Annotated in this window: 27 protein-coding genes and 1 other RNA gene; 14 read left to right on the top strand and 14 right to left on the bottom strand. The window is 51.9% G+C overall.

Features of this window, described 5'->3' with window-relative positions; all coding sequences use genetic code 11:
- Positions 1-118: 118 nt before the first annotated feature.
- Positions 119-1,795 (top strand): DNA repair protein RecN, encoded by a 1,677-nt coding sequence (gene recN, locus AC1WNR_RS14440; RefSeq protein ID WP_481645190.1) that lies wholly within the window; start codon positions 119-121, stop codon positions 1,793-1,795.
- A 16-nt stretch (positions 1,796-1,811) separates the two neighbouring features.
- Here the strand turns inward: recN and fur are convergent, their stop codons facing one another.
- Positions 1,812-2,237 (bottom strand): ferric iron uptake transcriptional regulator, encoded by a 426-nt coding sequence (gene fur / locus AC1WNR_RS14445; protein WP_481645191.1) that lies wholly within the window; start codon positions 2,235-2,237, stop codon positions 1,812-1,814.
- A 117-nt stretch (positions 2,238-2,354) separates the two neighbouring features.
- On the opposite strand from fur, the gene AC1WNR_RS14450 reads away from it, so the two are divergent.
- Entirely contained in the window at positions 2,355-2,681 is a 327-nt protein-coding gene (locus tag AC1WNR_RS14450) for an outer membrane protein assembly factor BamE (protein WP_481645192.1), read from the top strand.
- Positions 2,682-2,754: 73 nt separating this feature from the next.
- On the opposite strand, the gene AC1WNR_RS14455 is transcribed toward AC1WNR_RS14450, so the two are convergent.
- Together AC1WNR_RS14455 and AC1WNR_RS14460 are read right to left on the bottom strand one after the other, a co-directional pair.
- Positions 2,755-3,066, bottom strand: a complete 312-nt coding sequence (locus AC1WNR_RS14455) for an RnfH family protein (protein ID WP_481645193.1) — start codon at positions 3,064-3,066, stop codon at positions 2,755-2,757.
- Positions 3,067-3,073: 7 nt separating this feature from the next.
- Entirely contained in the window at positions 3,074-3,505 is a 432-nt protein-coding gene (locus AC1WNR_RS14460) for a type II toxin-antitoxin system RatA family toxin (protein WP_481645194.1), read from the bottom strand.
- A gap of 140 nt (positions 3,506-3,645) precedes the next feature.
- Here AC1WNR_RS14460 and smpB point away from each other — a divergent pair, with 140 nt between their 5' ends.
- Together smpB and ssrA are read left to right on the top strand one after the other, a co-directional pair.
- Positions 3,646-4,122 carry an SsrA-binding protein SmpB gene (smpB, locus tag AC1WNR_RS14465; RefSeq protein WP_481645195.1) on the top strand — a complete coding sequence of 159 codons (477 nt, stop codon included), beginning with the start codon at positions 3,646-3,648 and terminating at the stop codon, positions 4,120-4,122.
- A 63-nt stretch (positions 4,123-4,185) separates the two neighbouring features.
- Positions 4,186-4,543: a transfer-messenger RNA gene (gene ssrA / locus AC1WNR_RS14470) on the top strand.
- Positions 4,544-4,797: 254 nt separating this feature from the next.
- On the opposite strand, the gene AC1WNR_RS14475 is transcribed toward ssrA, so the two are convergent.
- Both AC1WNR_RS14475 and AC1WNR_RS14480 read right to left on the bottom strand, forming a co-directional pair.
- A complete protein-coding gene (locus AC1WNR_RS14475; protein ID WP_481645196.1) occupies positions 4,798-5,214 on the bottom strand; it encodes a hypothetical protein in 417 nt (138 codons plus the stop codon).
- Between the two features lie 94 nt (positions 5,215-5,308).
- Positions 5,309-6,058: a short-chain dehydrogenase/reductase gene (locus AC1WNR_RS14480; RefSeq protein WP_481645197.1), complete on the bottom strand. Its 750-nt coding sequence runs from the start codon at positions 6,056-6,058 to the stop codon at positions 5,309-5,311.
- Between the two features lie 185 nt (positions 6,059-6,243).
- Here AC1WNR_RS14480 and AC1WNR_RS14485 point away from each other — a divergent pair, with 185 nt between their 5' ends.
- A complete protein-coding gene (locus AC1WNR_RS14485) occupies positions 6,244-6,516 on the top strand; it encodes a hypothetical protein (RefSeq protein ID WP_481645198.1) in 273 nt (90 codons plus the stop codon).
- 9 nt (positions 6,517-6,525) lie between these two features.
- On the opposite strand, the gene AC1WNR_RS14490 is transcribed toward AC1WNR_RS14485, so the two are convergent.
- The 3 genes from AC1WNR_RS14490 to AC1WNR_RS14500 form a co-directional block, all read right to left on the bottom strand.
- Entirely contained in the window at positions 6,526-6,846 is a 321-nt protein-coding gene (locus AC1WNR_RS14490; protein ID WP_481645199.1) for a hypothetical protein, read from the bottom strand.
- A gap of 114 nt (positions 6,847-6,960) precedes the next feature.
- The gene (locus AC1WNR_RS14495; RefSeq protein ID WP_481645200.1) at positions 6,961-7,230 is read right to left on the bottom strand and encodes a hypothetical protein; all 270 of its coding nucleotides are present in this window, start codon (positions 7,228-7,230) and stop codon (positions 6,961-6,963) included.
- A gap of 64 nt (positions 7,231-7,294) precedes the next feature.
- Positions 7,295-7,828, bottom strand: a complete 534-nt coding sequence (locus AC1WNR_RS14500) for an N-acetyltransferase family protein (RefSeq protein WP_481645201.1) — start codon at positions 7,826-7,828, stop codon at positions 7,295-7,297.
- A gap of 138 nt (positions 7,829-7,966) precedes the next feature.
- Here AC1WNR_RS14500 and AC1WNR_RS14505 point away from each other — a divergent pair, with 138 nt between their 5' ends.
- Both AC1WNR_RS14505 and AC1WNR_RS14510 read left to right on the top strand, forming a co-directional pair.
- Positions 7,967-8,692, top strand: coding sequence for an SDR family NAD(P)-dependent oxidoreductase (locus AC1WNR_RS14505; protein WP_481645202.1), 726 nt, complete (start codon positions 7,967-7,969; stop codon positions 8,690-8,692).
- Positions 8,693-8,697: 5 nt separating this feature from the next.
- Positions 8,698-9,561 carry an amidohydrolase family protein gene (locus AC1WNR_RS14510; protein ID WP_481645203.1) on the top strand — a complete coding sequence of 288 codons (864 nt, stop codon included), beginning with the start codon at positions 8,698-8,700 and terminating at the stop codon, positions 9,559-9,561.
- A gap of 13 nt (positions 9,562-9,574) precedes the next feature.
- Here AC1WNR_RS14510 and AC1WNR_RS14515 read toward each other — a convergent pair whose 3' ends face one another.
- The 3 genes from AC1WNR_RS14515 to AC1WNR_RS14525 are packed head-to-tail and all read right to left on the bottom strand — an operon-like array spanning position 9,575 to position 12,791.
- Positions 9,575-10,750 (bottom strand): mandelate racemase/muconate lactonizing enzyme family protein, encoded by a 1,176-nt coding sequence (locus AC1WNR_RS14515; protein ID WP_481645204.1) that lies wholly within the window; start codon positions 10,748-10,750, stop codon positions 9,575-9,577.
- 30 nt (positions 10,751-10,780) lie between these two features.
- Positions 10,781-11,551: a class II aldolase/adducin family protein gene (locus tag AC1WNR_RS14520; RefSeq protein WP_481645205.1), complete on the bottom strand. Its 771-nt coding sequence runs from the start codon at positions 11,549-11,551 to the stop codon at positions 10,781-10,783.
- A 34-nt stretch (positions 11,552-11,585) separates the two neighbouring features.
- Positions 11,586-12,791 carry an MFS transporter gene (locus tag AC1WNR_RS14525; RefSeq protein ID WP_481645206.1) on the bottom strand — a complete coding sequence of 402 codons (1,206 nt, stop codon included), beginning with the start codon at positions 12,789-12,791 and terminating at the stop codon, positions 11,586-11,588.
- A gap of 140 nt (positions 12,792-12,931) precedes the next feature.
- Between AC1WNR_RS14525 and AC1WNR_RS14530 the strand changes: the two genes are divergently transcribed.
- From AC1WNR_RS14530 to AC1WNR_RS14545, 4 genes are all read left to right on the top strand, one after another.
- Positions 12,932-13,381, top strand: a complete 450-nt coding sequence (locus AC1WNR_RS14530; RefSeq protein ID WP_481645207.1) for a type II 3-dehydroquinate dehydratase — start codon at positions 12,932-12,934, stop codon at positions 13,379-13,381.
- A 96-nt stretch (positions 13,382-13,477) separates the two neighbouring features.
- Positions 13,478-13,963, top strand: coding sequence for a Crp/Fnr family transcriptional regulator (locus AC1WNR_RS14535; RefSeq protein WP_481645208.1), 486 nt, complete (start codon positions 13,478-13,480; stop codon positions 13,961-13,963).
- A gap of 70 nt (positions 13,964-14,033) precedes the next feature.
- Positions 14,034-14,252: a hypothetical protein gene (locus AC1WNR_RS14540; RefSeq protein ID WP_481645209.1), complete on the top strand. Its 219-nt coding sequence runs from the start codon at positions 14,034-14,036 to the stop codon at positions 14,250-14,252.
- A 99-nt stretch (positions 14,253-14,351) separates the two neighbouring features.
- Positions 14,352-14,657 carry a c-type cytochrome gene (locus AC1WNR_RS14545; protein WP_481645210.1) on the top strand — a complete coding sequence of 102 codons (306 nt, stop codon included), beginning with the start codon at positions 14,352-14,354 and terminating at the stop codon, positions 14,655-14,657.
- 68 nt (positions 14,658-14,725) lie between these two features.
- On the opposite strand, the gene AC1WNR_RS14550 is transcribed toward AC1WNR_RS14545, so the two are convergent.
- Entirely contained in the window at positions 14,726-15,652 is a 927-nt protein-coding gene (locus tag AC1WNR_RS14550; RefSeq protein WP_481645211.1) for a flagellar motor protein MotB, read from the bottom strand.
- A gap of 4 nt (positions 15,653-15,656) precedes the next feature.
- A complete protein-coding gene (gene pomA / locus AC1WNR_RS14555; protein ID WP_481645212.1) occupies positions 15,657-16,412 on the bottom strand; it encodes a flagellar motor protein PomA in 756 nt (251 codons plus the stop codon).
- 224 nt (positions 16,413-16,636) lie between these two features.
- Between pomA and AC1WNR_RS14560 the strand changes: the two genes are divergently transcribed.
- The 3 genes from AC1WNR_RS14560 to AC1WNR_RS14570 are packed head-to-tail and all read left to right on the top strand — an operon-like array spanning position 16,637 to position 19,532.
- The gene (locus AC1WNR_RS14560) at positions 16,637-16,888 is read left to right on the top strand and encodes an exodeoxyribonuclease VII small subunit (protein WP_481645213.1); all 252 of its coding nucleotides are present in this window, start codon (positions 16,637-16,639) and stop codon (positions 16,886-16,888) included.
- The gene (locus AC1WNR_RS14565; protein WP_481645214.1) at positions 16,888-17,769 is read left to right on the top strand and encodes a polyprenyl synthetase family protein; all 882 of its coding nucleotides are present in this window, start codon (positions 16,888-16,890) and stop codon (positions 17,767-17,769) included. The genes AC1WNR_RS14560 and AC1WNR_RS14565 overlap by 1 nt, the downstream gene beginning before the upstream one ends.
- On the top strand, positions 17,769-19,532 hold the full coding sequence (locus AC1WNR_RS14570) for a 1-deoxy-D-xylulose-5-phosphate synthase (RefSeq protein WP_481645215.1): 1,764 nt from the start codon (positions 17,769-17,771) through the stop codon (positions 19,530-19,532). The genes AC1WNR_RS14565 and AC1WNR_RS14570 overlap by 1 nt, the downstream gene beginning before the upstream one ends.
- A gap of 69 nt (positions 19,533-19,601) precedes the next feature.
- Here the strand turns inward: AC1WNR_RS14570 and ribA are convergent, their stop codons facing one another.
- The gene (ribA, locus tag AC1WNR_RS14575; RefSeq protein WP_481645216.1) at positions 19,602-20,228 is read right to left on the bottom strand and encodes a GTP cyclohydrolase II; all 627 of its coding nucleotides are present in this window, start codon (positions 20,226-20,228) and stop codon (positions 19,602-19,604) included.
- Positions 20,229-20,283: the final 55 nt, after the last annotated feature.

Consider the following 20,283-nt stretch of genomic DNA (forward strand, 5'->3'; position numbering starts at 1 on the left):
TTGGGGTTTGGCGGCGATTGATTCAACCCTAGGAGACAATTTTTTTAACTGTATACTTGCACAGTAGTTCGCTTTGGATTAAAACTAGAACTACTGTACAAACCCACAGGTATTGATCATGTTAACGTTGCTAAGCATTCGCAATTACGCCATCGTATCCAGCCTCGACCTTGAACTTAAAAACGGTATGACCGTGGTCAGCGGTGAGACTGGGGCGGGCAAATCGATCATGCTCGATGCACTTGGACTGGCACTTGGCAAACGCGCAGAAAGTGATGCGGTTCGAGCGGGCGCAAAGCGAGCCGAGATCAGTGCAGTATTCGATATACGGCAACTAGCGGAAGCACAGCAGTGGCTCGCAGCCAATGAACTAGAAGCCGAAGATGAGAGTGAGTGCCTACTTCGCCGCACCCTAACAGAAGATGGACGCAGTCGCGCCTACATCAACGGTCACCCCTGCCCACTCGCGCGGGTACGTGAACTGGGTGAACTACTAGTTGATATCCATGGCCAGCATGAGCACCAGCGTCTTCTCAAGCGCGACTACCATCGTCAGTTATTGGATGCCTTCGCTCAGTGTGAGAACCAAGCTGCTGAAGTGCGCTCGCTCTATTCAACCTGGCAAAGCAAATCGCACGAGCTCAATCGTTTACAGTCGCTGAGTGAGGAGGCCAGTGCCCAATTACAGTTGCTGAGCTATCAAACCGACGAGATCAATCAGCTCAACCCTGAAGCGGGCGAACTTGGACTATTAGAGCAGGAGCAGAAAGAGCTGGCCAATGCCGGCGCGATTTTGCAGCGCGGACAGCAGGTGAGTCAGTTGCTTGGGGAGGGGGATAACGATCATGCAAGTTCTCTGCTCAACCATGCACTGCAGTTACTTGGACAGATGGAGGGCAACTCACCCGCGATTCGCCAAACGGAAGAGATGCTTAACTCAGCCCTGATTCAAGTAGAAGAGGCGCAGCGTGAGATGGAGCACTATCTACAAGGGATAGATCTGAACCCCGAGCGCCTTAACGAAGTCGAAGAGCGACTTTCAGCGCTCTACGATCTTGCTCGCAAACATCGCGTAGCACCCGAGCAGTTGCCTGAGCTTATGCAAGATCTCAACGATCAATTAGCTAAGTTAAGTCATGTCGATGAAGATCTCGAACATCTAGAGTCGGAAGTTGAGTCTGCAAGAGAAGCGCTGTTAGTTAGTGCTCGCAAACTAAGTAAGGCACGTGAGAAATCGGCCGTTTCGCTGAGTCGTGAAGTGAATAAGCAACTCGAGATGCTGGGCATGAACTCTGCTCGCTTTACCGCGCAGCTCAGCCCAATTGATGCCAAGCACGTCAGTGCACAGGGCCTTGAGGAGGTCGAGTTCCTCATAAGTACCAACTCGGGCCAGGGCGCCAAGCCTCTTGGGCGCATCGCTTCGGGCGGCGAGCTCTCACGAGTAAGTCTGGCCATTCAGGTGGTGACGGCTCAGGTCACCGAAACACCGACGCTGATATTTGATGAGGTCGATGTGGGTATAGGCGGAGGCATCGCTGAAGTTGTGGGTCGCCTGCTGCGCCAGTTAGGGCAGCGTGCACAGGTGCTCTGTGTCACCCACCAACCTCAGGTAGCCTCTCAGGGTAATCAGCATCTATTCGTCAGCAAAAACGCAGACAGCGGCAATACCGAGACGCGCATCGCACAACTTACTGATAATCAGCGTGTCAACGAAGTCGCTCGCATGCTAGGTGGTATTGAGATAACAGAGAAGACGCTGGAGCACGCTCAAGAGATGCTAACCAGCGCAGATTAACCGAGAGGCAATGGTTTTAAGCCTCGTCGCACCCATTAGCACAGTGCCCGTAGAGGTAGAGTGTACGGTCACTGATAACGATACCCATTTCGTCAGCAATCTCAGCAAGACGTGCGCTCAACTGCTCATCATTGAATTCACGCACACGGCCACACTTCACGCAAACGACATGGTCATGTTGCTCGTCGCGAGATAGTTCAAATACCGAATGCCCACCTTCAAAGTGGTGACGCATTACCAAACCTGCAGCCTCGAATTGAGTCAGTACTCGATACACGGTCGCTAAGCCGACATCTTCACCCTGCTCCATCAACAGCTTGTAGATGTCCTCAGCCGAAAAGTGATCGCCTTCGCCGCCCGCTTCAAGGATTTGATAGATCTTAACTCGCGGTAGCGTCACCTTGAGGCCAGCTTTGCGAAGTTCCTGATTTTCGAGCGGCATAGATAGGTCCTGTCTCTCGGGGTGCGTTGTCAGGTCGGGAATCTGTGGCGCAGCTTCCCGACTCAATGTTAGACTGAATTATCAATTGTAACGGACAAAAGTGGAAGCTTTTAACCCATGCGCAAGCAACTTCTCGTCGCTCTGACCCTGATTAGCCTCTCTGGCTGTACTGCTTTTCCCGGTGTTTACAAAATGGATGTTGCGCAAGGCAACGAAGTGACCCAAGAGATGGTTGATCAACTTCGTCCTGGTATGACGCAGTCCCAAGTACGCTATGTAATGGGCACACCACTGCTAACGGATACATTCAATCAGAACCGCTGGGACTATATCTACCAGATGGTTGAAGAGGACGAGCGTACCGATAAGCGTCGTGTAACACTCTACTTCGAAAACAACCGCCTTGTCCGACTTGAAGGCGATCTGCGGCCCGGCGCACAGTAGTTTCGACTAGCGCTCAGCCAAACTGAGCGCTCCTCAACAGGCTATATTCAGCAGACCTCATTTGGCGGGAACTCTAAGCAGCACTCTCGCCCTGCTCTTTCTTCTTTTTAGCCTTGGCAGCTCGTGCAGCACGCGCGTCCTTGGGGTCGATAATCAACGGACGATAGATTTCGATCCGATCGCCGGAATTAAGCACCTGAGTCTTGGGGTCTTTTATCGCCTTACCGAAAATTCCCATTGGATCCTTATTGATATCGATTTGAGGAAAGAGTTCAGCGATTCGCGAACGCGCGACCGCCTCAAATACGGTAGAACCCTCCTCAACCTGCAGGGCGATAATCTTCTGCTCAGTCGGCAGGGCATAAGCTACTTCAACGGTGATCATAATTTCCTCAGGTGTAGATCTGATCCGAGCGAGTTACGAAGGCATCCACAAGTGTCGTAGCAACCTGATTAAAAACCTTAGACATAGCAAGGCTTGTCAATTTTCCAGCGAACTCGAAGCTGAGGTTTAGCTCAACTTTAGACGCCTCATCGCTCAAAGGCGTAAAGGTCCATTCGCCCTCAAGGGACTTAAACGGCCCCTCAACTAGCGTAATTCGCATTCGTGTTGGGCGCACCAGTTCGTTGTGAGTAGTGAAACTGTAACTCAGACCGCCTTTTGAAAGATACAGCGTACCCTCAATGTGATCTTGGCTCTCGCTGATAACCTCTGTTTTGCTGCACCATGGCAAGAACTCAGGGTAGCGCCGTACATCATTTACGAGATCGAACATCTCTTCAGCGGAGTGCAGCACCAGCGCAGTGCGGTTAATGACAGTCATTCGTTTCTCAACTATAAATTCTGTTGCAAACGCTATTTTCCCGTTTCTAATCTTTTGAAACAAGGGCACTTTCCCAAAGCAACATGAGTCACTTGGTTTATGCTTTCAAAGCATTGGGGCGCTCTATATAATCCGCGGCTATGGCAAAAAAGAAAAAGTCTCCTGGCGGCAATACGATCTGCCAAAACAAACGCGCTCGCTTTGAGTACACCATCGAAAACAAGTTCGAAGCTGGACTTGTGCTGACAGGATGGGAGGTCAAAAGCCTGCGTGACGGCCGCGCTCAGCTCGTTGAGTCCTACGTGGATTTCAAGAACGGTGAAGCCTGGCTGCTCGGAGCACACATCACTCCGCTCAAAACTGCGTGTACTCATGTCGTTGCTGATCCACTGCGTCCACGCAAGTTACTGATGCACCGTACCGAACTCCTGCGTCTTGAGAATGCGGTTGCGGCCAAAGGCCAGACTTGTGTTGCGTTGGCGCTCTACTGGAAGCAAGGCAAGATCAAATGTGAGATCGGCCTGGCGAAGGGTAAGAAGTTACATGATAAGCGCGCAACCGAGAAAGAGCGCGACTGGAATCGTGAGAAGGCACGCGTTCTTAGTAAGAATCAATAACACGAAAGAACCCATAAAAGCTCTGTTGTAACACCCCCGACTCACGCTATACTTCTTCCACCCGGGGGTGACTTGGATTCGACGCTGATTACGAACCCTTAGGTGCATGTCGAGAATGTGATGATTCTCGTTAATCCCTCATCACACAGTTATAGTTGCTAACGACGATAACTACGCACTAGCAGCATAAGCCTGCTACGCTGCCCTCTCAGGTGTCTGTAACTAAGAGTTTCGGCAGTGTCATATGAGACAGAATCGCCCCGCGCCTTCGCCTTAAGTCAACGGGTTAAAACTAAAAAGGCTCGCCCATAGCTCCCTGGCTCTCGGGACGCGACGGGTTAACCCAATAGAGAAGCCTAAGCATGTAGATCTTGAGGCAGAGGATTGGCGGACGCGGGTTCGAAACCCGCCACCTCCACCAAAACAAATAAAAAGACCACCCAACGGGTGGTCTTTTTATTTGTTCAAGATGCCGGACTTGAGAACCCGCGGAGCGGGTTCGACAAAACGGCAGGATAGCCGTTTTGGACAACGCAAAGCGTTGCCCCAAAGGGGCGAGCACATGGATGTGCGAGTCAAACCCGCTACTAACTCGCCAGCAACCTCGCTAAAAAAGACCACACTTTCAACCGGGGTGGTCTTTTTATTTGTGCAGGATGCCGGACTTGAGAACCATCAATCACCCTTCCGCCTACCATGGCGAACCACCCCAAACAGCAACTCACCATCGACCTCATCATTACGCTGCAATAACTCCGGATTTCGGCTGTAGTACTGCAGCAACGAGACTCGACTTCGATCCTTCGTTATTCCTGGCGGAGTATCCGTTTCCCGCCGACCATCCGGCTGGGGTGAGGGTACATGTTGAGAGCGGGCACGATTTAACCGGCTGTAATCGAGTGATCTTCGATCAACTACAGAAGACCGACGCTCTTCACCGGCATATTGATTCGTGCAGTAGACTACCCACCAAGCTTGAGCAGCCTCCACGGAGTTGAAGTAAGGACTGAGCCACTCCGCATCTTGGGATTGCCAAAACAGAACGATATGCTCATCAACAAAGTCTTTGATTAACTCCAGTTCAGGCGCCATCACTACCACCCTTAAAACCCGCCTTGTTTTTGTGCTTGTATCTCAAGCACAGATTAGGCCAGTTTGATTAATCTTTTATCCGTATCAGTGTTCATCATCCGGTATACATTGAGCCGCCATCCGCATCGATCACCACACCACTCAAGTATGAGGCCATAGATGATGCGAGGAACAACACAATATTTGCCATCTCTTCCGGTTCAGAGGGTCGCTGAAAGGGCAGTTCCTCATAAGCTTTCGGATCTATTCCTTTGCTTTGCTGCAACTCTTTCATTCTGTCGGTTTTTGTCGGACCAGGGTTAACACCCACAATCCGCACTCCGTCCTTGGCCGAATCGGCTCCTGCGGCCTTGGTAAAAGCAATTAAACTAGCATTCGCCATCGAACCACAGACGTAACCATAGCTGTGTTTGACGCCAGCCATGCCGATAACATTGACTATCACTCCCGCGCCTCGCGCCCGCATGGCTGGGATAGTCTCTCGGCAAGTCGCCAAATACCCGTGAAGTTTTAGATCCCAGGCTTCTTGCCACCTGTGCGGATCTAGCGACTCCAGGGGCCCACCCGGAATTGCTCCGGCATTGTTAACGAGAATATCAGTCTCTTTAAGGCGTTCAGATATCGCTGCGCGCCCCTCTACAGAGCTCAAATCAGCTACAACACCCTCTGCATAGCCGGAGTGATTCAAGCGCAACGTCGTCACTGCAGCGGTTACCGTCTCTTCCCGTCGACCGACGATGCAGACACTGGCACCCTCTCGCAAGAAAGCCTGAGCGCACGCAAAGCCGATACCGCGCGAACCGCCAGTTATAAGTACAGTTTTTCCAGTTAACTCCAGATCCATGTTATCGAGTTCCTCATTCGGCTTAAGCGCACTCCAACCTACTGAGACTAAGCTTTCGCCGCCACGGCAGCAACAATCAAAATTTTCATCGACAAACTAGCTTCACGAACTCGACATTTATGCCACAACCTCGTAAAACCAACTTAGCTCAACACAAAAACCATAACGAGCAGCCGGGGAAGAAAATGACCATAAGATGGCAGGTTGATGATTGGGAGATTAAGAATGATATGCTCTGGCTCACTCTCGACGATGTGGTGCAAGGTGAACAACAGCAGTGGGCCATACGCAAATCATCGATCGACGCACTTGGGGCACGAGGCGTTATTCTTGGTAAAAACATTCAAGAGACGATTTACAAAGCGGTAATGCACTTTAGCGGCACTAATTTGGAGTTCACCGTTCTCAAACATGACTGGTCGAAACTAGTGAATGAGTTGGGATTTACGCAGGACTAGCGATCGACTTTAGGCGTCGTTTGGCAAATTTGTAATGAGCTGGGCATCCAAAACTGCATGCTCCTCGATTATCTGCGCGAAGTGGTACTGTTGTGCTTTAGACACAGCGCCAACGCCTAAATACGATCCGTGATCGTGCTTGAGTTCTTGAAATCTACCCTGGTTATCGCGCACGAATACGCGACGTGCACCCAGCCCATTCAAATGCTTATTAAGACGAGACAATACAGAGTTCACCAATTCCATAACCGGCTGAGAATAAAGATAGTTGCTATCCGCCAACACGACATGGGTATCTGTGGCGACGAACAGAGTGAAGCTGTAGTACATATGACTTGCCCCTGATTTGGGTCCATATATTTATATGGTCAAGCCAGTTTAGCACAAATTCTGTGCCAACCTTAGCACCTAGCGATTTAGCGAGTCTGCTCTTGCCCTAACAGCTCACTGACAAACAAACTTAGAGGTATAGTTTCCATCGGCGCCCTGCAGTTTTGTTTGCGGCGTCAGTCTTTTATCGCGAACAGTACAGTGGTTCAGCGCGTCTAAGTAGACACTATTATCCTTCGGAGACTGGGTTGCATGGATGTAGGTCAGCCGATCACCAGAGACACGTTTCTCGATCCAGTCACCCTGCGGTGGTTGCGCAGAACTTCCGAAACAACCAGTGAGAGCAAGCGGTAGTGAAGCTAGAACAAAAAACTTGATCTGCATAATGACTTCCAAAGAACAGTTAACAGTTTGAGTAAGAGCCTACTCTGCCCGATCTAAAAATCAACTAACCATCAATCGGCTTATCCGGTGTGTTGAGTGTGAGTTGATAGAGCGCTAGATCCAGCCAATTGCCAAATTTAAACCCGACTTGGGGCAACTTTCCAACGAGTTCGAAACCCAGTTTGTCATGAAGCGCACAGCTTGCACTGTTATTGGCATCAATCGCACCGATCATAGCGTGATAGTCGTTCTGGCGGGCACGATCGATCAGGAGCTTAAGTATCGTTTGTCCTAGTCCCTGTCCGCGGAACCCTTCAGCCACATAGACTGAGTGCTCAACCGTATATTTGTAGGCCGGGAAATTTCGAAAGGGTCCATAACTGCCAAAGGCTCGCAGCTCACCGCTGCTCGACTCGAGGCCCAGAATTGGCCAACGGCCCGTCAATTTATTACTAAACCAGATCTCGATCTGTTGTAGGTCGCGGGGTGCGTAGTCGTACAGAGCGGTCGAAGTGAGTATCGCATGGTTAAATATTTCCAGTACCTGTCCGCCATGTCGCTGGTAGCTGCACTCAACAACCGAAAGATCTGAATCCACTTTCAAACTCCAATTAACCCGCGCTAGTCTGCCAACCGCGAATTGCATACACTGCAGTTACGCCGCACGAATAATCCGATCAGCAGAGAGCTTGAGTATGACAAAAGGATGCTGGATTGCCCATGTTAAGGAATACCTGTGAGTAAAACACTAATCATAAGTGGAGCTTCATCCGGCATCGGCTTAGCTATCGCTAACCATTTCGACGCAGCGGGATACCGCGTCTTCAACCTCGACATTCAGCCAGGCGAAGTGGGTGATACACTAATCTGCGATATGCGCAACCATCAATCGGTCCTCGAAGCGGTTGCTCAGGTTGCCGAACAGGGCCCCATCGATCTGATGGTCTCAAACGCTGGCAGACACCTCTCTGCGAACATTGAAAACACCTCCGAAGAGGCCTTTATCAATCTGTTCGAACTCAACGTCAAAGGCGCGTTTTCGCTGACACAAGCAGTGATCCCACACATGAAAGCCGCTGGCAAAGGGGTGATCGTCTATATTGGCTCCGACCAATCCTCCATCGCTAAGCCAAACTCCTGCGCCTATAACCTCAGCAAACATGCTTTGGCCTCGTTGGCGAAGACGACTGCGCTAGACTACGCATCGCATGGGATTCGCTCTAATCTAGTCTGCCCCGGCACAATCGATACACCGCTTTACCAAAAAGCCATCGCTGCTTACTGCGAGCGCTCTGGGGCAAAACCCGAAGAGGTTCACACAGAGGAAGCGGCGCTACAACCAATCGGCCGAATTGGTAAGCCGGAAGAGGTCGCCGCTATGGTTGCTTACCTTGCTAGTGATGAAGCGGGCTTTGTTACAGGAGGTAGCTTCCCGATAGATGGCGGCTACACCGTCGGCTAACCTTAATGCAGATAATTGATCCACACCTGCACCTGTTTAACCTGCATCTTGGAGCGTACTCCTGGCTGCGTGAGGAGAACCCACCAAACTGGCCGGACAAATCTCGTATCCACCGAGATTTCTCTGAGTCTGATCTCAGTCTGGGTGCAGGCCTGAGACTAGCGGGTTACGTGCATGTTGAGGCGGGATTTGATAACCAAGCCTCTTGGCGAGAGGTCGATTGGCTAGAACAAGAGGCTAGTTTGCCGCTACGCAGCGTAGGACACCTTGATATAACACTTCCCACGGCGAAGTTTGCCGAGAGCCTGAAGCAGTTAATTCAAAGAGAGTCCATTGTTGGTGTGCGTCATATTTTCGATGACGTCGTTAGCGAGCTGACACAACACCCCAACACCCACCTAAACCTAGCGCAGCTGGCCGCCGATAATTTGCATTTTGAGTTGCAATTCAATACGCAAATTGCGAGAGATTGCGCGGTAGTAAAAGGTCTTATCGAAGCGTTGCCGCAACTGCATTTTGTTCTAAATCATGCTGGATTCTGCCCGCTAGACCAGGAGAGTGCTGCCTATGAGGCCAGTCTCGCCGGGCTACGAAACCTCTCCAAGCTTTCGAATCTATCTGTGAAGTCATCCGGTTTCGAGATGCTTAATCGCGCCTTTAAACCGGCAAGTGCAGCGCAGCTAACGGGGCAACTCTGCGAGCTGTTTGGCGATAGCCGAGTGATGCTGTCATCGAACTTTCCGCTGATTACTTTGAGCATGAGTTACAGCGACTACTGGACTCAAATGATTGAGGCGCTGCAAGCAGAAGATCTGCCTGTCGAGCGCCTCATCTATGACACTGCGAAACGAATCTACCGCTTCGACTAGCGACTAGAAACGGTTACTTAACCGTTACATTAGGTGAGCGTTTACAGATCTCATCGTTCAGTTCGATACCAATACCCGGCAGATCTGGCACTTGGAAACGGCCATTCACCGGCTGGTAGTCCTGAATACAGAGCTCTCGGTTCCAAGCTTTGATTGCATAGGTGTGGTGCTCATGAATCAGGAAATTAGGGATCGCCGCTTCAAGCTGCAATGAAGCCGCTGTCGCAACAGGGCCACCACAGACGTGTGCCTGAATACGGATATCGTAGACATCTGCGTAGTCACACACCTTCTTCGCCTCAGTGAAACCACCACAGAGCCCTACATCTGGCTGCAGCACATCGATCGACTGATCTTCAAAGTACTGACGTACATCCCAACGGTGGTAGAGTCGCTCGCCACCCGCGATCGGCACATTAACGCCATCCGATACCTTCTTATGCACTTTGGAGTTAAGGTAGTTCACCGGCTCCTCGTACATCATGCAACCGACCTCTTCGATGACACGTCCCATCTGAATAGCAGATGCCGCACCCATCAGCGAGTGCGATTCGAAGATAATATCGACCTCGTCACCCACCTCAGCTCGGATAGCACGTAGACGGTCACCGAAGAGCTTCATCTGTGCTGGCGTGAAGAGTTTAGTGCGATCGAAGCTTGAGTCACCGTTGGCATCGTAAACAATCGGGTCCACCTTAACCGCGTCGTAGCCTTCTGCCATCGCTTTAGCAGCAGCTCGAGCGTAATCGGCTGGTGTTAGCATCTTGGTGCAGTCCTTATCCCAGTCAAACTGCAGCTGGCTGGCATAGGTGCGCAGGTTATCGTTGGTTTTACCGCCAAGCAGTTGGTAAACCGGCAGACCCAGCGCCTTGCCTTTGATATCCCAGAGCGCTGTATCGATGGCGCTCATCGCGGCGTAGAGCACCGGACCTCCGCCCAAGCCCCAAAAGCTTTCACGTAGCATGCGTGACCAGAGCAACTCAGTCTTGAACGGATCAAAGCCTATCAGAACCGCCTCGGCAATCTCTTTGATCATCGCGGCCGCAGCGCTATGACCCCAGTCATAAGCCAGGCCTGCCTCACCCACTCCGTGGATACCTTCATCGGTGTGGACACGCACAAAGACCGGATTCCAGGGTGGACGATCCGGGCAATGAATATCAAAAATCTCTACGTGGGTAACTTTCATAATCTGTTTAGCTCTCGTCTGAACGAAGAATTAATTATCGAAATCGGGGTAGGCTTGCTTCACACGGCGCAGCATTGCGGGCCAGGACTTCTGCCCGCCAGTAACTCCGGTGTGGACAACATTAGCCTGAGCTTTTATGCCATCAATGACCGACTGAGGTACGGTGATGACGCCGTCAGTACGGTGTTGCATCTTCACCTGCACCTCGCAGGCGCGGATCAGGTCGTACATGTGCATAAAGGCGTCACCGATGGTTCGGCCCATTGTCAGGGCACCGTGGTTGCGTAGCATAAAGAAGTTAGCACTACCGAGGTCCTGCTGCAGACGCAACTCCTCTTCAGGATTAACCGCTAAACCCTCATATTCATGGTAAGCGATACTGGCAAGTGCAAAGGCTGAGTATTGGCTTAGCGGCAACAGTCCCTCTTTGAGGCTGGCTACGGCAATAAGATCAGGGTGATGCAGGTGAAAAGCACACTGATCTTCATGGCGAGCTTTATGCACGGCACTGTGAATCGTGTAACCGGCGGGGTTAATCTCAAACGGGAAGTCCGGATCGATCTTGTTACCTTCAATATCAATCTTGACCAAGTTTGAGGCTGTGACTTCATCAAATCCTAGCCCAAATGGATTGATCAGCAGATGCTCGGTACCAGGAATACGAGCTGATACATGGGTGTATATCAGGTCATCCCAACCCATCAACACGATCAACCGGTAGGCAGCAGCCAAATCAATTCGCGCCTGCCATTCGGTTTCGGAGACCTGCCCACGCAGGTCCACCTGTGGAATTTCGTACATAGCTTGTCTCAACAATTTACCTTCGGCCATTTTATCACGGCTGGCCAGCTGCATCAGGTGTTGTCGGACTAGCGACCTTGAGACGCAGTGCCAGCAGCGCCACAACAGCCAACATCAATGTCAGTGCTAAAATAAACAGCGGAATAGATTCGAAGCTTGTCTGGGCAGCGATAACGCCTGCCAAGGGTGGCAGCACCAGCATACCCAATCCAGCAAATGCCACCTGCATCCCAACAACGCGGCTAACATATTTCTTCTCAACCCTACGATCAGTGGTACTGATCAGGGCCGGGAAGATCGGTGCGTAAGCAAAACCAAGAATAGCGAGGGCGTAAGTGCCACCCGGTCCGGGGATGCCCAGAGCGAAAAGTACAGCGCCGACCAAACTCAGCACAACACCTGCAAATGTCAGCTGCTTAGCACTGAAACGCCCGGCAAATACACCTGCAACCACCCGCCCAACGGTAAATGACCCCCAGTAGATGCTGACCCAAAAACCGGCTTGAACGGTATCAACACCCCTACCTTCAGTAAGCAATGTAAATGCCCAGAGCCCGGCCCCCATCTCTGCGCCGACATAGAAGAAGAAAGAGAGCGTACCAAACCAGGTACCGGGCTGTTTCAGTGTCGCGCCCAGAGTCGGGCCCACAGTGCGCTCATGCTCTGGCTTTTTATGTTGAGGGGATTCCCAGAGGCCGCGGAAGTGAACAAATGCAACCAGCATTAACAGCACAAGAATCAACACAAAGATGTAGCCGGGACGCCAGAGCCCAAGGTGAACAAGCGAAGCCGTCATAATCAATGGGCCTACCGTAACACCGATTCCGAAGCTTGCATGCAGCCACTGCATTATCCGCTCGGAGTAGTGTTCATCAACATAGGCATTGAGGCCCGCGTCGATACCACCTCCGCCGAGGCCAGCAACAAACGCACAGAGGGGCAGAGTCCAACCGTAGGGCGTTACCACAAACAGAATTAAGCTAATCGAGGTGAGAATAGCGCTACCTATTAGCAACCCAGCGATGCCAAAGCGATCCATCGCAGAGCCAGCCATAAACGACGAACTGGTGTAACCGAGTGTGCCCCCTATCAACAGCGTACCAAGCGACTCAATCGACCAACTAAACTCACGGCTCATGGTGGGCCAAGCGATACTCAGCAAGGCATCTGGGAGACCGAGAAAGATGAAGGCGACATAACAGAGTGTCAGAAGTAGAACGGGGCGTGCTGCGGCACTCATAAACTGTACTCAAATCAGGCGTGAAAGCGCCAACGCTACGCCCCACTCCAGACGCTGTCAATCGCTGCAAAAGACTGGCGCTGTGCCGGCTAATGTTTCAGACTAGGCGCAGTTAGAAACTTAGATCCTTGGAGCCCCAAATGGCCAAAATTCTTCTGATGCACGGCATCAACCACGCGATGTTTGGTAAACGTGACCCAAAACACTACGGCACCTTTACTTTGCAGGACATCGAAACCGCCGCGACAGAATGGGCAAAAGAACTAGGTTGTGAACTGGAGTGCTACCAGACCGATATCGAGGGTGAGTTTGCCCGCAAAATTCATCAAGCGTTTCTTGGTGATATCGATGCGATCGTAGCCAACGCTGGAGCCTGGACACACTACAGCTATGGCCTTGCCGATGCTTTTGCCATCTTTAAAGATAAAGGACCTATCGTGGAGTGTCACATGTCCAACGTACATGCCCGTGAAGAATGGCGCCACAAGTCGGTCTTCTCCCATGTTGTAAATGGCCAGATCTCCGGCTTCGGACTCACCACTTATAAGCTGGGCCTAACTGCAGCAGCAGATCTGATCAAAAACAGCTAACGTAACGGCAGTATGAATCGAACTTCCGTTAATTTGCTGGAATTTTCAGAGAAGTGGGTGTAAAACGTAAAGTGTTACACCCAATATGAGTCGACAATGAATGCGCTAGCCCGAGAGGGATCATCAGTTCTTATTGTTGCTGAACAACTTCAGCAAGGCTCACTTTTCGGCGCGATGTCCGCCGACGGTATCAACTACCTCCTCGATCACGGCCAGATCTGGCAACTCAATCCCGGTGATCAACTCTACCACTCTGGCGATGTCGCCAACCGTTTCTTTGTGGTTTGCAGTGGCGAACTGCGCTTCATCAGAATTCAGGGGGAAACCGAACTGCACACCCGCAGCATCGGCTTTGGCGAGGAGATCGGGTACGTTGCGATGATCTCACTGCAACCCCACGGTGGTCGCGTCGAGGCGACTGAACCGAGCATTGTTCTCGAGGTGAGTTGTGATCTTTACGCACAGCTCCAAGCAAATCATCCACAGGACTTCGGCATCCTAACGCTAAATTTGGCGCGAGATATGGCGCGTAACGTCCAGCGGCTAAATCGTCTACTCTGCGAAAGCGCGATTCGCTTTTAAATTCCTTCTGCTGTCACACTTCTGTCATCATTTCCCAGTTAACTACTGGGTACAACCAGAGGAAATGAAGATGACAAAGATTAAAGCCCTCCACGCGCAAGGGGCCACTGCCGCAACAATACTTGAACTGGCCCATACCGATCCCAGCATTCACAGTGAACTGATCCGCCTGCTCGAACGCAATCTGGGCCGTTCAGATGATCCTGTAACCCTCTCTTCGCAAGCCCGCTATGCAATGCGACTCTCTTCAGCAGGTACGGCTAAGGGTGTACGCCACTCTGAACTGTAAGGCTGGACTCCCCGTAATAGTTATGCCTAAACTACAAATATTGGTCGGCTTGGCATCTTTGCTGACCAAGCACTCATAACTACATCGAGGATACGAATAATGAAAAAAGCTCTGATGGGCTTGGCTGCTGCAGCTATGTTGATGCCGGCAGCCGCTATGGCTGAGCGCGATGGCGCGACCGTATACAACACCAAATGTCTGGCGTGCCACATGAGCGGTATAGCTGGCGCACCCAAAACAGGTGACGCAGCAGCTTGGGCTGAGCGTATGAAGCCCGGCATGGAAGCAGTACTTGCGTCCGCTAAAAAAGGCAAGGGTGCGATGCCTCCAATGGGCACCTGTATGGACTGTACTGATGGCGAGCTGACTGCAGCAATCCAGTACATTCTGGATAACTCTAAGTAAGCGCTTCCAATCGCAAAAAACCGGCCGCATTATGCTGCCGGTTTTTTTGTGCTTTACAAACAGCAGAATCAGAAAATTTCGTCCGGCGACAGACCTACAGGAGCCTCACCTGGCTCTGTTGCCTGCACGCGCTCCAGCGACTCCTGGTCCTCACCCTTCTGAATCACTATCTCTACACGTCGATTAGTCGAACGGTTCTCCGGCGATATATTGGGCACCAGGGGTTTGGTATCAGCTTTTCCTGACACCGTGAACCGTCCCGGATCAACGCGGGTGTCGGCAAAGAGTTCATGGGCGACCGCTAAAGCCCGCGCGGCAGAGAGGTCCCAGTTGGATTCGAATGCTGTTCCGGAGTACGGGATATTGTCTGAATGTCCCTCGACCGAAATACTGCCACTAATTCCTAGCAGCAGATCGCGGATTTTCTCGATCACGGGAATGTACTCAAACTTCAGTTGCGAGGATCCGGAGTCGAACGAACCGCGCTCTTTAACACGAATGATAATCTTGGAGCCCTCAGTCTCTATCTCTATAGCCCCCTCGCCAATCTCTTTGGCTAGCGCCTGAGCAAACTGTACCGCCTCCATCTCGGCTTCACGCCGCTGCTCTCTGAGGGCCTCCTCTAAACCTTGCTGAGTCATCTCCTTGAGGCTTTGACCTTCATTGGTACGAACATCCAGCGTGTTCATGTCGTTATTTACCGTGAACTGGCGTACTTCATTAATCGGTGTCGGTTCAGGACGGCCCGGACTAAATTCTTGGGCGATAATCGATGTCCCTTTTGGAATATCGGGTGACTTAATCTGCGCTTGCACACCAAAAGCTTCACGCATCGAACCGGCTAGCTGCTTGAACTTAAGGACATCCATCTCAGAGAAAGAGAGCAGCAACACAAAGAAGCACATCAACAGTGCCATCAAATCGGAGAAGGTCGCCATCCACGCCGGCAATCCGGGAGGGGGGCATTTAGGGCAGTTGCAGTCCTCGTCGCTCATGGAGCTACTCCGCGCTTACACGCTTTTTCTCTGGCAGATAGTTACGCAACATCTGCTCAATCACACGCGGGTTCTGCCCTGCCTGAATCGCTAGCAGGCCGTCTATAATCAGGGCGCGATTGAGGGCCTCTTCAGACGCGCGATTATTGAGTTTGTCGGCAATTGGCAGCGCAATAACCGTCGCCAACATCGCACCGTAGAGGGTGGTCAGAAGTGCTACCGCCATCGCGGGTCCTATCGCTTTCGGGTCGGACATATTTGAGAGCATCTGCACCAGTCCCACCAGCGTACCGATCATCCCCATAGCGGGACCCACATCGCCTAACGCCTTAAACGCCATTGAGCCCTGCTCGTGGCGCTCAACGGTCAGGGCCGCCTCTTTGTTCAGCAAAGTACGCACAACATCAGGGTCATGACCATCTACGAGAAGCTGAATACCGCGCATCATAAATGGGGTCGAAACCTCTTTATCCTCAAGCGATAGAAGACCGCCTTTACGCGCCGCGTCGGCCAGCTCTACTGTCTCGGCGATGATCTCTTCAGGCGATACCGACTTAAACATGAAGGCCTTTGCAGCAACCTTACCCGCATTCAAGAACTGCACGAGGGTAAATTTAATGAGTACCACAAACAGACTGCCGCCAATTACGATCAGAATCGATGGCACATTGACGAAGATTCCCACATCGCCCCCCAGCACCATCGCCATGATGACGATGCCGAGGCCGCCTAATAGACCAACTAGCGTTGCTATATCCAAAGAAAACTCCATTAGCTCTCGCGATGACCCTGTGCACGTTCGCGAGCTACCTAAAACAGCAGCAACAAATCCCTGCCGAATTCGTTGTCGGTAAATGTATAATAGTTGAAAACTTCAGGCCTCTTTGCCCACTTCTTCTGTATCGGCATCGATTTACAGTTCTGAAGACAATTTTCTGAACTAGATCAATAAGTTCAGCAACCTAAAGAATGAGTGGTTTGACTATGGCTGATACTGAACAAACGCCCGACTTTGAGACCTCGCTCAAGCGCCTAGAAGCGCTTGTCTCACAGATGGAACAGGGCGATATGCCAATCGAAGACGCTCTGAAAGCCTTCGAGGAGGGTATAGGCCTGACACGTGATTGCCAGGCCATACTCGATCAGGCTGAGCAGAAGGTAAAAGTTCTGGTAGAGAACCGCGGCGCCATCGAAGAGCGGCCGCTCAACCGCGAAGGAGTCTCCGGCGACAGCTAATGCTCACAGAACTCTTACCTAGCTACCGCGCACGCGTTGAGTCTCAACTAGAGCGTCGTCTCAGCGAACGTACTGGCTTAGAGCCTCGCCTGCAGGAGGCGATGCGTTATAGCCTTCTCAATGGCGGAAAACGTATGCGCCCGGCACTGGTCTACCTCGCTGCAAGGTTTTGCCGTGGCTCGCTCGACCAAGCCGACTCGGCCGCTTGTGCGATTGAAGCGATACATAGCTACTCGCTAGTTCATGACGACCTTCCGGCAATGGATGATGACGAGCTGCGCCGCGGAAAACCTACCTGTCATATCGCTTTTGATGAAGCGACGGCCATTCTCGCCGGCGATGCTCTGCTCACTTGGTCCTTCGAGCTGTTGAGCCAACCCGACAACATCGGTACTGCTCAAATACAACTGCAGATGGTTCAAGCGTTAGCGCGTGCAGCGGGTGATCTGGGTATGGTGGACGGTCAGGCCTTCGACCTGAACTCAGTGGGTAAGCAACTCACTTTGGACCAGCTCAAAGCGATGCACAGCGCTAAAACTGGCGCTCTGATCAATGTCTCTCTGGAGCTCGGAGCTCTCAGCGCCGAGGCAACCGACGCCGAGATGGCCGCGCTGCGCCAATATGGAACTGCACTGGGTCTCGCCTTCCAGATCAAGGATGACCTTCTGGATATCGAAGGCGATACGGCAACACTTGGCAAGCCCCAAGGCTCAGACCAAGCACGCAATAAACCAACTTATCCTGCACTGGTCGGTGCAGAGCAGTGTCGCGCTTGGTTGATCGACCTGCAGCAACAGGCCGTAACCGCTCTTGAACCCTTTGGCTCTCGCAGTCAGGCTTTGGTTGCTCTGGCGCAGTATGTAATTGAACGTGACCACTAATGGCCTCACAGCTCCCTGATCAACGCCCACTGACCCCGCTTCTAAACCGGATTAATTCACCGGCTGACCTCGGGCCTCTGAATTTTAGTGAGCTTGAGCAACTTGCTGCTGAAGTACGCAGTTTTATGCTCTATACCGTAGGGCAGACCGGCGGACACCTAGGCGCGGGTTTAGGTGTGGTTGAGCTTACGATCGCACTATTAAGAGTGCTCAAACTGCCGCAGGATCAACTCATTTGGGATGTGGGTCATCAAAGTTACCCGCACAAGATTTTGACCGGCAGGCGCGATGCCATGCTCAGTATGCGCCAGAAAGACGGGCTTGCCGCCTTCCCCAGTCGCGATGAGAGCCCCTTCGATAGTTTTGGTACCGGCCACTCAAGCACATCAATCAGCGCAGCACTCGGTATGGCTCTCGCAGCACGGCTACAGGGCAAAGAGCAGCACTGCGTTGCTGTGATTGGCGACGGCGCATTGACTGCAGGCATGGCGTTTGAAGCCCTGAATCATGCCGCCCATGAGCGTGCTAATCTGTTGGTCATCTTAAACGACAATGCGATGTCCATCTCACCCAACACGGGTGGGCTAGCGACCTATCTCGCGGGTGACCAGCTAAAACAGGACTCCAGTGCAGTGACACTGTTTGAGTCTCTAAACTTCAGATATCACGGCCCCATTGACGGCCACGATCTGAAGGGAGTGCTGTTAGCAGTAGAGGAGTGCCTCAACACCCCAGGACCTCAGTTCCTGCACCTGCGTACTCAAAAAGGACGTGGCTTTGATCCCGCCGAACGAGATCCTGTGCGATACCACGCTATCGCCAAGATCGCCCCTAAAGATCAGCCACCATCGCAGAAAAGTTTCAGTAACTACTTTGGTGATTGGTTAGTTGGGCAGGCACAACTCAATGATCGTATCGTCGCGATTACTCCAGCGATGCGTGAAGGCTCGGATCTGATCAAGTTTTCAGAGTTGTTCCCTAAACGCTACTTCGATGTGGCGATTGCCGAACAGCATGCTGCTACTCTAGCAGCTGGCTTCGCCTGCAGCGGGATGAAACCGGTGGTAGCCATCTACTCAACCTTCCTTCAGCGCGCCTACGACCAAGTGGTGCATGACATTGCTCTACAGAATCTAGATGTACTGATAGCTATTGACCGCGCAGGTTTGGTCGGTGAAGACGGCGCCAGTCACGGCGGTCTGTTTGATCTATCGATGCTACTCCCTCTACCCAATATGGTAGTGATGACGCCTGCAACAGCCCAAGAGCAACAGCGCGCTTTAGAGTTTGGTTTAAACCATCGCGGACCGGCCGCAGTACGTTATCCGCGGGGAGGGGCTGCCGTTGAATCAACTGACACAGCCACCTATGAGTTAGGCCGAGGCCGCTTAGTCCGTCAGGGCGAGCGCGTCGCAATACTCAATTTTGGGGCTCTGCTTGAGCAGGCAACTGAAACCGCTAAGACCCTCGATGCCAGTTTGGCTGATATGCGTTTTGCTAAGCCTTTAGATCGAGAACTAGTTGAGCAACTAGCGACAGAACATGAGCTGCTGGTCTGCATCGAAGACCATGCAATCATCAGCGGTATAGGCGCTCAGGTATCTGGTTTTGTGGCTCAACTGAATAGCAAGGCGAACGTTCTTTGTTTGGGTGTTCCTGACGAGTGGCTCGCTCATGGCAGTCGCACCGAACAACTTGAGATGGCTGGACTGGATGCTGACTCGTTGGTTGAGAGCATCAAAGTCGCATTGAGAGAATCTTAACGGCAACAACAAAAAAGCCCAGTGATCGCTCAACTGGGCTTTGCATCGCGCAAAAGTTACGCCTTGTGATCAGTGGCCAGTCGACTCTTCAGCCGCCTTGAAGTGTACTTCAGTCATCATATGACCCAGCTTACCCATCTTGGTCTCAAGATAGTGTTCGTTGTAGCGGTTCTTTCCGACCTGAAGTGGTACGCGCTCGGATACCTCAACATCGAAACGCGTAAGCGCTGCGACCTTGCGAGGGTTATTCGTCATCAGATTTACCCGTTCAATGCCCAAATGCTGAAGCATCGGTAGGCACATTGAGTAATCGCGCATGTCAGCAGCAAAACCGAGCTTCTCGTTCGCTTCGACGGTATCGCAACCGCCATCCTGCAAATTGTAGGCACGAATTTTGTTCAGCAGACCGATGCCACGGCCCTCCTGACGAAGGTAAAGCAGTACGCCGCTACCCTCTTCAGCTATACGCTTGAGCGCCTCTTGCAACTGAAAGCCGCAATCGCAGCGCAAACTAAAAAGCGCGTCACCCGTCAGACACTCAGAATGAAGGCGTGCCAATACCGGCGTGTCACCCGCTACTTCACCGAAAACCAGCGCCACATGCTCTTTACCGTTGTCGGTGTCTTCGAAACCAACCATGCGAAACACACCCCAAGGGGTGGGTAACTTCGATTCCGCTACAAAGTTGATACTCACTGTTAAAACCTCATCTTTGGCAACCCGATGTTGCCCTTTAATCGCCGCTCTAAAC

It is taken from the genome of Marinobacterium marisflavi, from assembly GCF_982447095.1.